The sequence below is a fragment of the Limimaricola litoreus genome (genome assembly GCF_024159025.1).
GTDB classification, from domain to species: domain Bacteria; phylum Pseudomonadota; class Alphaproteobacteria; order Rhodobacterales; family Rhodobacteraceae; genus Limimaricola; species Limimaricola litoreus.
In genome coordinates this window covers 1-10,925 of sequence record NZ_JAMYXC010000235.1, presented here as the reverse complement: position 1 = coordinate 10,925, position 10,925 = coordinate 1, and the positions used below count along the sequence as shown (strand labels likewise).

Here is a 10,925-nt window from a genome sequence, read left to right as displayed (position 1 = left end):
CTGACCGGCAGGCGCCCCGCGGGGCAGAATGAAGAAACGGCGGCACCCGCGAGGGCGCCGCCGTTTCTTCATCCGGGGGTTTCCGCGGGGTGCGGACGGCCCGGTCAGCTCGCCATGCGGTCGTCGAGGCAGCCCAGCAGCAGCGACAGGTCCTTTGCCAATTCGTCGGTATGCGAGGGCTCCTGCAGGTAGAGATAGCCGATCCGCGACTCCGCCGCCGCGGCCAGCGCGAGGCGGCGCGAAGTCGGCAGGCCGCGCAGCAGGGCGAACGCGGAGGCATCGCCGCGCGTATGGGCCGTGGCCAGGAGATCGGCGGTGCGGCGCAGCGCCTCGATGTCGCGCGAGCCGGTGATGTCCGACATGTCGAGCGCCTCGATCAGCGCCGCGCGCCGCGCCTCGCCGGTCTGGCCCGCGGGCTCGGCCACCATCACGTGGCACCACTCCGCGAGATCGCGATGACGAAAGAAATGCAACCTGGCGTTGGTCCTGCTCATGCGTTGTCCCGATCCTTTGAGCGCTTCCGAAAAGGTCGGCGTGCCATGCGAAACCCGCATGACGGCCCGGCCGATCGAACGGGAAGCGCAACGACGAAACCGTTCGAATGACTCCTATTTAGCCTGACGCGCAGGTTAATTGAACCTATCCAGCGAGGTAGGCTTTGGCACCCGCCGGGAAACGTTGGCTGGATGGCGGTGCCATTACGACCATGTGGGAGACAATCCACGCGAACGGACGAATCAACCTTCGGATGAAAAAGATTCGTTTGAATATATCGACGTCATGATATTGCCCCGAAACACGGGTTCGTTACCGACGAGCCGGGACACCGACCCGGAGGATGACTCGGTGGTTGATATGTACGAGGAGTTTGAAGATGGCAGTGCATCTGCATGGCTATTCCCCGGATGATTTCTACGAGCTGGCGCGGATCGCCCCGGCGGGCTTCGTCACCGCCCTGCGCGTGAGCCGGGGCCGCCCGGTGCATCTGGAGAACCGCATGCATCCGGCATGGCGCGAGACCTATGCGCGCAAGTCCTACTTCCTGCGCGATCCAGCGATCGGCTGGGCCCTGGGCCATGACGGGGTGATCGAATGGGAGGCGCTGGCCGATGCCTACGGCGTGATCGCGGATGCCCGCGCGCATGGTGTCGCGCACGGGATCACCGTCGCCACCGGCTCGGCCGAGGTGCGCTCCTTTTGCGGCCTCGCGCGGCAGGACCGGAGCTTCACCGCCTCCGAGCGGCAGACCGCGCTCGACGTGCTGACGCGCCTGCACGAGGGTCCGCCCGGCGCGATCAGCCTGACCAAAGCGCAGCGCGAGGCGCTGCGCCTCATGGCCGGGGGCGAGCGCCACAGCCGCGCCGCGGCGCTCATCGGCATCTCCGAAAGCGCGCTCAAGGCCCGGCTGAAATCAGCGCGGCTGTCGCTCGGCGCGCGCACCACCGCAGAGGCCGTGCACGCGGCACAGATGCACGGGCTGATCTGACGGTGTCGCGCCACCGCGCCGGATGAGGTGCTCCCCGATCCTTGGACAGGATCTGGGCTTTTCTAAGCTACTCTCTGCTCCTGCTGATCGGGTTGCGCAAGTGGGTTTCTCTGCCAGTAGACCACCGCCGGCGGCTGACCGCCATGGGCGGAATGCGGACGCTTTCGGTTGTAGAAATCGAACCAGTTCTTGAGCCCCGCCCGTGCCTCCGAGCCGGTCTCCCAGGCGTGCAGGTAGACGCACTCGTATTTCAGGGTGCGCCAGAGCCGCTCGATGAAGATGTTGTCGAGATAGCGCCCCTTTCCATCCATTGAGATGCGGACGCCGGCGCGTCTGAGCAGGTCGGTCCAGGCGAAGGACGTGAACTGGCTGCCCTGATCGGTATTCATGATCTCGGGCACGCCGAACCGCTGGATCGCTTCGGTCAGCGCCTCGACGCAGAACTCGGCCTCCGTCCGGCATGGGCCTCGGACCCATGGCGGCCTCATGCCGAACTGTTCGACAGGCGTCAGGCCAGCACTTTCCGGGTGTGCCAGTCCATGATCGCCACAAGATAGAGGAAGCCGCGCCGCATGGGGAGATAGGTGATGTCGGCGCACCAGACTTGGTTGGGCCGCTCCACGCGCAACCCCCTTAGCAGGTATGGGTATCGCTTGTGCCCCTTGGCAGGCTTGCTGGTGTTGGGCTTCTGGTAGATCGGCATCATGCCCATGCGCCGCATCAGCCGTCGCACCCGCTTGTCGTTCACTGCGTGGCCGTTCTGCGGGCTTACGCGGCCCCACCGGGGCCACGGTTCCTTGAACTGCGCAGATGCCGGGTCATCTGCCGCACGCCGTAGAACGGCGTTTCGAGAAATTGCTCGTCGATCAGCCGCATGAGGCCGAGGTTCATCGAGACTGTGCGGAATTTTGTGCCCTGGCGCCTTTTGGCACGCCATGGGGAAGCGGTCTTCGAACATGATGGCGAACTGGCTTTTGACAGCGTGCCATTCGCGCACCGAGCGTTTCCACTCCGTTGAGGTAGCATTGAGCGCGAGATAAATCAATTTCGCCGCCGCCTCGTCGCTGGGGAAGTGGCCGCGGGTTCGGACCGCGCGGCGGATTTTCGAGTTCAGCGCCTCTATGGCATTGGTCGTGTAAATCAGCCTGCGCACCGCAGGCGGATAGTTGAGAAATGGGACCACCTCGTTCCAAGCCCGCCGCCAGCTCGGAGCGATCGCGGGGTAGCGGGCGGCCAGATCGCTATCCTCGAACTCAGCCAGCGCGGCCTCCGCCGCCTCGGCGTCCACGGCGGTGTAGACCGCCTTCAGGGCCGTCGCCACGGCCTTGCGGTCCTTATAGCTGGCGAAGCTCATGGAATGACGCAACAGGTGGACGATGCATGTCTGAACCTGGGTCTGCGGAAAGGCCGCCTCGATAGCCTGCGGAAAGCCTTTCAGCCCGTCCACGACGGCGATGAGGATGTCCTGAACACCGCGATTGCGCAAATCGTTTAGCACCTTTGCCCAGAACTTGGCACCCTCGTTGGCCTGAAACCAGAGGCCCAGAACGTCGCGGGTGCCGTCCGGCAGGATCGCCAGAGCGACGAAGACCGCCTTGTTCGACACGGCTCCATCGCTGCGGATATTGACCTGGATCGCATCCATGAAGACGACGGGATAGCACGGTTCCAGCGGGCGGTTCTGCCGCGCGGACACCTCGTCCATGACGGCCTCCGTGATCGCCGAAATCAGGCTGGGGGATGCCTCGAAGCCGTAGATCTCCTCGATATGCCCCTGGATTTCACGGGTCGTCATGCCGCGGGCATACATGCTGGTGATCTTGCGGTCGAACTCGGGAAACCGCTGCTGATACTTGGCGATCAGCAGCGGGTCAAACGTGCCATTGCGGTCGCGCGGGATGTCCAGGACGACCTTGCCACTCTCGGTCGTCACCGTCTTTTGGCTGCTGCCGTTGCGCCGGTTGGGGCCCCGGTTCTGGCCTTCAAGAGCCTCTTCAGCTCGCTCGCCGCCGAGATGTTCCTCCATCTCGGTCGTCAGCGCGCGTTCCGCCAGCGCCTTGGTCAGTTCGGATAGAATGCCTTCCTTGCCAAATAAATCGCCGGGTGAACGGCCTTCCATCAGCTGGTCCAGCAGGTCCTTGTCGATGCTCATACGTATGTATCCTTTCAAAGCAGTTACCACGCCAGAGCACAAAATTCAGGATAGTCCCGGTTCAAACTGCGCCACCGTGTCGGAGGAGAGGCCGGCAAGCCCTTCGCCTGGACCAGATCGTCGACGTTCCAGGTCGAGACACCGTCGATCCCCGCTTTTCTGATCACTTCCACCAGCGCCTTCTCTGAGATGTGGCTCGGCTCGAGGAAGCCCGGAAGGTAAGAAACCTGCCGCAGCTTGGGCACCCGCAGGTTCAAGGCACTGTGCCGGGTCTTCAGCTCGCGATCCCGGTAACCGTTGCGATAGGTCTGGGGGCCTTCGCCGCGCTCGTAGCGGCCCGCGCCGATCAGGTCCTCGACATCGTGCTCCATCAACGTCTGGAACACTGCCTCGGTCACAGCGCGGAGAAAGTCACCTTCATCGTGCTTTTGCAGCAGCTTGATCAAAGGCATGTTGGTGTCGGTCATCGGGGTTTTCCTCGGTCCGTGGTCGAAGTCCGCAAACTCCACCATGACCAACGCCCTCGATGGCCACCCCGATTACACCGTCAGCGCAGTGTGAAAGTTTACCACGTGGCGGGACTACTACCTGAACCATCGATGTCTAGCCGTCGGAATAACGCGGTCCCTTGCCTGAACGAGGCCAGGTGTTTCCATGTTCGGTTAAACCACCTGTTATTCATATCTTTATACGCAAATACGGTGGTCAAACTGAACACAAACACTCTGCAGTCGCTGAAAGCGGCTTGTTGAGATAAGAAAACGACATTCGCGACCGCGACCGCCGAGGTTTTCCCACGACTGAACATCGCGGTTTTGCGCCTCGACAATATAGGCTGAGACGCCTTTTCGGCGTGAAAAGAGGTCGGCGCCGACTTGTTCAGTCGTGGGAAACACTCAGAGCGAGGTCTTCTTCTATGGAAACACCTCGGCGGCGGGCCTGGGCATCCGCCGCCCTTCCTAAGGCTGCCATCTGCCTGTCGATCAGCCGTTCGCGATAGTGTCCCACCGACTGGTGTAAGAGCGCCGACCTTCGGAGAGGTCCAAGCCTAATCAGGAGGCCACGGCGGGCAACCTGATGTCGGGATTGTCGATGACGCGTGCGAGGGATCCAAGGCTCATGTAGCGGCGCGCAACGGTCCACTCGTCATTGGTCTCCAGCATCAATGCGCCAACGAGCCGAACAATGGCCTCGTCGTTGGGAAAGATGCCGATGACATCGGACCTTCTCTTTATTTCGCGGTTCACCCGCTCGAGTGGGTTCGTGGAGGCGATCTGGGGCCAGTGCTCCCGAGGGAAATCCATGTAGGCGAGCACGTCATCACGGGAAGCGTCCATCAGGGCGCCGAGCGTCGCCTGCTTCTCGCGCAGCGCGTCGGCGACCACGTCCCATTGAGCTTCGGCATCGGCCTTGTTGTCCTGGGCGAAGATCGTCTTCAGCATCGCGGCCACGGCCGTGCGCTGCTTGGCCGGGGCATGGGCCAGCGCGTTCCTCATCCAGTGAACCCGGCACCTTTGGTGGGTCGCATTGAAGACCCGCCGCGCGGCGGCCCGGAGCCGCTTGTGATCGTCGGAGATCACCAGTTTCACGCCCCGCAGGCCGCGATCGGCGAGACTGCGCAGGAAGCCGATCCAGAAAGTCTCTGCCTCGGAGAGGCCCGTGGCGACGCCCAGCACCTCGCGCTTGCCATCCTCATTGACCGGTGAGCCTGCGAACGCCACTATCACGGCACGGCTGACGATCCGCCCGCCGTCACGAACTTTCAGATAGGTCGCGTCGAGCCAGAGGTATGGCCAGTTCCCCTCCAGCGGCCGATCCAGGAACGCATTCACTCGATCGTCGATCTCGGCGCAAAGGCGACTGACCTGGCTCTTCGACATGCCACCAGCCCCCATGGCCTTCACCAGATTGTCGACTGAGCGGGTGGAAATGCCTTGGACGTAAGCCTCTTGGATCACAGCCACGAGCGCCTTCTCGGCCGTGCAGCGAGGCTCAAGGAAGCTGGGCAGATAGCTACCCTTGCGCAGCTTCGGGATCTCCAGAGAAATCCGACCAGCGCGCGTGTCCCAGTCCCGCTCGCGATAGCCGTTTCGATGAACCTCGCGTAGCGGCGAACGCGCGCCCTTCGCAACGCCGGTTCTCGCCTCGACCTCTGCTTCCATGATCCGCTCGGCCGCGAAAACCAGCATCTCGCGGACCAGATCTCCATCAGCCTGCTTTTCAACCAGCTCGAGCAGAGCCATTCTGTCGTCGGTCATCGTCGTCTCCATCTGGTTCAAGGTTGCCCAACCCGAACCTACTCCGAAGATCAACGGTGACCGCCAGCGTCACACCCGGCCACGCGCTACGCTACGCCGAGGGCTCCGCGCGCGGCCTCTTACACCAAGCGATGGGACACGATCCGTCACTGCAATGAAGGAAGCGTTGGAGGAAGCTGGTATAGAATTCTTGCCTGAGACCGATGATGCGGGCGAAGGGATCCGTCTCAAGACGCAACGGTAAGGGCAGCGACCAGCTATCTGGTAGTAGCTCGAACTCCTCAGGGAAGAGGCGTATGTCCTTCCTGAGCCTGCTGCCTGACAACGGAGCCAAAGTAGGCGTCAAGGTTAGCTTGCACGGGCCCATTTCCTCAGCTCGAGAAAGGTCATGGAAGAGCGCACCGATGGGCCAAAGTCGCAAGTTCGGGAAGCCGCTCTTGGCTGCGCTAGGTTCGACCGACAACAAAGCACAGGAAGCGGACCCTGCAAATCTGCGAACTCGGGTCCGCCTTCGTGACAGGACACTACCCCAACGGAACGGATTGTCAGACCAGATCGTAGCCGATGGCGGCAGCCGCATCGAGAAGCGGGCGCTGCAGCGCCGGATCATCGAGCGCTCGATGAAAATCCGGCCGCAGGGGCATGGCGGCCCCAGCCCGCTCGAACAGCGCCACCACCTCCGCATCGCCCGCCATCGACGAGCGATAGATCAGCCCGTCGATCGTGGGATAGGCGTCATAGATCGCTACGCTCCAGCGGCGCGCCCTGGCCCGGGGGCCGGTGGCGATCGCGGCGGACGCTCCGGCGCGGGTCGGCCATCGCCCCGTAAGATCGAGCAGCGACAGGGAGCGTACCGTCCCGAAGACGCAGAACCACGGGGCGCCCGCCTTGCGATTGATCACCCGGGTCAGCTGAAAGACCTCCGCTGCGCAGGTCGCCAGCGCGCCGGCCCCATCGGGCCCGGCCGAATACTGGATGCCGCGGGTCTGGTCGCAAGGCGTTCCGCTCGCGGACAGCTCGTGATGATCGAAGCGCGACTGGGTGGGCCCCCAGTGGCGGAAGCCGCTCCAGTCCGCCGGGTGCGGGCCGCCCCGCATGAAGATGCGCCCGAGGGTGAACCCCGCGGGCGCGATGCGACATTCGGGGCCGAGGGATTGCAGATCCGCCACGGAGGGCGGCTCGGGGAACTTCGGCATCAGATTTCGGCCGCCATCTCGCGCAGCGCCACCGGATCCCGCGCCTCTGCCAGCCAATCGTAAGGGCACATGGCTGCGCCGGACGCATCCTCGAGGTCAGGCTGCGGCAGCATCAGGAAGCGTTCGAGCTCCACCGGGTGAATATCGGCACGGATCGCGGGCAAAACGCTCGCGAAACCGGCCAGCTCCGTCTCACCGTTGAACTGGAAGGCCGGGATCACCCAGCCGCGGTCACCAGGCCGGTGCAGCGCGTAGAGTGTGCGTGCAGCGATCCTCTGGCGCAGGCGGCTCGGGTTCACGCCAAGGCGCGCGGCCGCCGCCTTCAGCGGGATCGATCCGGAATGGATCGCGGCGAGCCGGGTGGCGACGCCCGCCAGGGGAGAAAGATCGGGCGCGTCGGTCCGCACGCGCACCCCTACCGCTTCCAGAGCGGCTTCCTCGGCCTCGGTGAGTGGTTCGGGGCGGGCCAGGGCGCGGAGCTGCCGCTGATGCGTAGCAATATAGGAGTTGATGGCTGCCGCCAGGGGCTCGGCCAGATGCTCCAGGTGCAGCTGGGACAGCGATCGGGTCACGTCCTGAAAGGCGTTCATCGCCTGCGCCGGTGTCTCTGCGTTCATCAAATTGCCTCCGCGCTAACGCAAAAATGTATCGTTAGGTGACGTAAATCAAGAGCCTTGGGAATATTCAACTGCCCAAAGCATTCGCCTTCGCCACCCGCGTGGTGCGAACCCCCAGCGGAGAATTCTGTAATATCGCTATTTTCACCCCTTAATATAACATAACGTTCATTACCGGATATTGATGCCAATTCGGCCGTCGCCCCTTTTTTCGGCGCGACGGCTTGCCGCGGGCCGTTTCGGGGTCTTTCATGGCGAGGATCAAAGGAGGACCGCACGATGAGACACTCGAAGTTCCTGGCCACGATCCCGTTCCTGCTGGCCGCCGGGCCGCTGGTGGCGCAGCAGGCCGCCGATGCCATCACCACGGAGGGCACCTCCTCGGGCGAGATCGCCGGGCTGTCCGAGGCCGCGCGTGCCGCCATGCAGGCCAAGGCGGCGGGCCAGCCGGTCGAGGCCGAAAACTGGATGGTCGCCGCCGCCAATCCGCTCGCGGTCGAGGCCGGGGCGAACGTGCTGCGCAATGGTGGCTCGGCCGCCGATGCGATGGTGGCGGTGCAGGCGGTGCTGGGCCTCGTGGAGCCGCAAAGCTCGGGCCTGGGCGGCGGCGCCTTCCTCGTCTGGTACGATGCCGAGAGCGGCGAGCTGACCACACTCGACGGCCGCGAGACCGCGCCTTTGGCCGCGACGCCGACGCTGTTTCAGGACGAGACCGGCGAGCCGCTGCAGTTCTTCGACGCGGTGGTGGGCGGCCTTTCGGTCGGCACGCCGGGCACGCCGCGGCTTCTGGAGGCCGCGCATGAGAAATGGGGCACCTCCGACTGGGCGGGCCTGTTCGACGCGGCCATCTCCCATGCCGAAGACGGCTTCGAGGTCTCGCCGCGCCTTGCCACGCTGGTCGCCGGCGATGCCGATCGGCTGAAGCGCTTCCCGGCCACGGCGGAATATTTCTTTCCCGGCGGCACCGCCATCGCCGAAGGCGACATGCTCAGTAACCCCGATTATGCCGAGGTTCTGCGCGCCATCGCGGAGGGCGGGGCGGACGCCTTCTACGAGGGCGGCATCGCCGCCGACATCGTGGCGACGGTGCAGGGTGCCGAGGGCAATCCGGGCGTCTTGTCCGAGCGCGACCTCGAGATCTACGACGTGGTCGAGCGCGCGCCGGTCTGCGCCGAATACCGCGATTACGAGGTCTGCGGCATGGGGCCGCCGTCCTCGGGCGCGCTCACCGTGGGGCAGATCCTCGGCATGCTCGAGACCTACGATCTGGGCGGCATGGGCCCCGACAGCGCCGAGGCGTGGCGGCTGATCGGTGACGCCTCGCGCCTCGCCTTCGCCGATCGCGGCCGCTACATGGCCGACAGCGATTATGTCCCGATGCCGACCGAGGGCCTCGTCGATCCGGCCTATCTCGCCGAGCGGGCGGGCCTGCTTTCGGGCGACGACGCGCTGCCCGAGGTTTCGCCCGGGAGCCCCGAATGGCAGCACGCGATGCTGTGGGGCGACGACGCCTCGATCGAGCTGCCCTCAACCAGCCACATCTCCATCGTCGACGCGGATGGCAACGCGCTGTCGATGACCACGACGATCGAGAACGGCTTCGGCTCGCGGCTCTTCGTGCGCGGCTTTCTTCTGAACAACGAGCTCACGGATTTCAGCTTCGCCACGCATGACGAGGGCCGCCCCATCGCCAACCGGGTCGAGCCGGGCAAGCGGCCGCGCTCTTCGATGTCGCCGACCATCGTGATGCAGGGCGACGCGCCGGCGCTGGTGATCGGCTCGCCCGGCGGCAGCCGGATCATCGGCTATGTCGCGCAGGCCATCGTCAACTGGGCCGATTGGGGCATGGACGTGCAGCAGGCGCTGGCCGCGCCGCATCTCGTCAACCGTTTCGGCACCTTCGACCTGGAGGCCGGGACCGAGGCCGAGGCGCTCGAAGCACCGCTTCAGGAGATCGGCTTCGAGACCAACATCCGCGACCTGACATCGGGGCTGCATGCGATCGAGGTCGGAGAGACGCTCAGGGGCGGCGCCGATCCGCGGCGCGAGGGCATCGCCCTGGGCGAGTGAGCCGCGCGTGATGGGCGTCCTGCCCGCCGGGCAGGACGGTTCCGGGCGGGGCGGTCGCAGGACCGCCCCGCCCCACCCCGCCGATTTCGGGCGGGCAGCGCCCGGCGTGCCCGGGAGGATCGCCTGTGGCGGGACCTACTTGTGGTGCAGCCTGCTTTCCGAAATGCGCTGCTCGATGGCATCGAGGCGCTTCAGGACCTCGTCGCGGTAATCCTCCGTGGCGGCGTTGGATTCCTGCGAATGGGCGTCCTGCATGCTGTTGACGATGAGGCCGACCACGAGGTTCACCACCGCGAAGGTCGTCACGAGGATGAAGGGCACGAAGAACAGCCAGGCATAGGGGTAGACCTCCATGACCGGCCGGACGATGCCCATGGACCAGCTTTCCAGCGTCATGATCTGGAACAGCGAATAGGCGGAATGCGGGATGGTCTCGAACCACTCGGGGAAGGCCTCTCCGAAGAGCTTCGTCGCCATGACCGCCGCGATGTAGAAGATCAGCGCCATCAGCAAAAAGACCGAGGCCATCCCCGGCAGCGCCGAGACGAAGCCGTCGACGACGCGGCGCAGGGTCGGGGCGACCGAGATGATCCGCAAGAGCCGCAGGATCCTCAGGGCGCGCAGCACCGAGAGGCCTTGGGTGACCGGCACGAGAGCGATGCCGACGATGGTGAAGTCGAAGACGTTCCAGCCCGAGCGGAAGAACGACAGGCCCCGCGCGAAGATCTTGAGCGCGATCTCGACCACGAAGATCGACAGGCAGAGGACGTCGAGAAAGACGATCACCGGCCCCGCCAGCGCCATCGCGGTGTCGGAGGTCTCCAGCCCCAGGATCACGGCGTTGAACAGCACGACGCCGGTGATGAAATTCCGCGTGGCCGGGCGATCCAGCACCTCGGCGATAGTCTGTCGGATCGACATGCCCAACTCCATTCGAGAATGGGCCCCTCTATGCAAACCCGCGCGGTGGGGGCAAGCTGGATCAGCACGGCGGCGGGGTTGGCCGGGCCCGGATACCGGGGGCCCGGGATCCGGCATGGGCCGCTTCGCCGCGTCGATCCTGCCGTTCAGGGCGCGCATCCCGGCGGCGGCGTCGCCAAGGCCGGGCGCCGCTTCGAAGGCGGCGGCTTCGAGGCCACGGGCATC

General features: G+C 64.9%; 9 protein-coding genes and 2 pseudogenes. 3 read left to right on the top strand and 8 right to left on the bottom strand.

Annotation, left to right across the window (positions count from 1 at the left end; translation table 11 throughout):
- Positions 1-104: 104 nt before the first annotated feature.
- Positions 105-494, bottom strand: coding sequence for a hypothetical protein (locus NHG85_RS15215; RefSeq protein WP_253333854.1), 390 nt, complete (start codon positions 492-494; stop codon positions 105-107).
- 380 nt (positions 495-874) lie between these two features.
- Here NHG85_RS15215 and NHG85_RS15210 point away from each other — a divergent pair, with 380 nt between their 5' ends.
- Positions 875-1,486, top strand: coding sequence for an autoinducer binding domain-containing protein (locus NHG85_RS15210; protein WP_253333852.1), 612 nt, complete (start codon positions 875-877; stop codon positions 1,484-1,486).
- A gap of 62 nt (positions 1,487-1,548) precedes the next feature.
- Here the strand turns inward: NHG85_RS15210 and NHG85_RS15205 are convergent.
- The 6 genes and pseudogenes from NHG85_RS15205 to NHG85_RS15180 form a co-directional block, all read right to left on the bottom strand.
- Positions 1,549-2,374, bottom strand: a pseudogene (locus NHG85_RS15205) (IS3 family transposase); the annotation flags it as partial.
- Positions 2,375-2,426: 52 nt separating this feature from the next.
- A pseudogene (locus NHG85_RS15200) lies at positions 2,427-3,638 on the bottom strand (IS256 family transposase); the annotation flags it as partial.
- A 23-nt stretch (positions 3,639-3,661) separates the two neighbouring features.
- A complete protein-coding gene (locus tag NHG85_RS15195) occupies positions 3,662-4,105 on the bottom strand; it encodes a transposase (protein ID WP_440339879.1) in 444 nt (147 codons plus the stop codon).
- A 585-nt stretch (positions 4,106-4,690) separates the two neighbouring features.
- Positions 4,691-5,896, bottom strand: a complete 1,206-nt coding sequence (locus NHG85_RS15190; RefSeq protein WP_253333849.1) for an IS256 family transposase — start codon at positions 5,894-5,896, stop codon at positions 4,691-4,693.
- 545 nt (positions 5,897-6,441) lie between these two features.
- Positions 6,442-7,092: an RES family NAD+ phosphorylase gene (locus NHG85_RS15185; RefSeq protein WP_253333847.1), complete on the bottom strand. Its 651-nt coding sequence runs from the start codon at positions 7,090-7,092 to the stop codon at positions 6,442-6,444.
- Positions 7,092-7,709 carry a hypothetical protein gene (locus NHG85_RS15180; RefSeq protein ID WP_253333845.1) on the bottom strand — a complete coding sequence of 206 codons (618 nt, stop codon included), beginning with the start codon at positions 7,707-7,709 and terminating at the stop codon, positions 7,092-7,094. Before NHG85_RS15180 ends, NHG85_RS15185 begins: the two co-directional genes overlap by 1 nt.
- 279 nt (positions 7,710-7,988) lie before the next feature.
- Between NHG85_RS15180 and ggt the strand changes: the two genes are divergently transcribed.
- Positions 7,989-9,779 (top strand): gamma-glutamyltransferase, encoded by a 1,791-nt coding sequence (gene ggt, locus NHG85_RS15175; RefSeq protein WP_253333843.1) that lies wholly within the window; start codon positions 7,989-7,991, stop codon positions 9,777-9,779.
- Between the two features lie 135 nt (positions 9,780-9,914).
- Here ggt and NHG85_RS15170 read toward each other — a convergent pair whose 3' ends face one another.
- Entirely contained in the window at positions 9,915-10,700 is a 786-nt protein-coding gene (locus NHG85_RS15170) for an ion transporter (protein WP_253333841.1), read from the bottom strand.
- Positions 10,701-10,730: 30 nt separating this feature from the next.
- On the opposite strand from NHG85_RS15170, the gene NHG85_RS15165 reads away from it, so the two are divergent.
- Positions 10,731-10,925: hypothetical protein (locus NHG85_RS15165; protein WP_253333839.1), on the top strand; the 195-nt coding region annotated here is incomplete at its 3' end.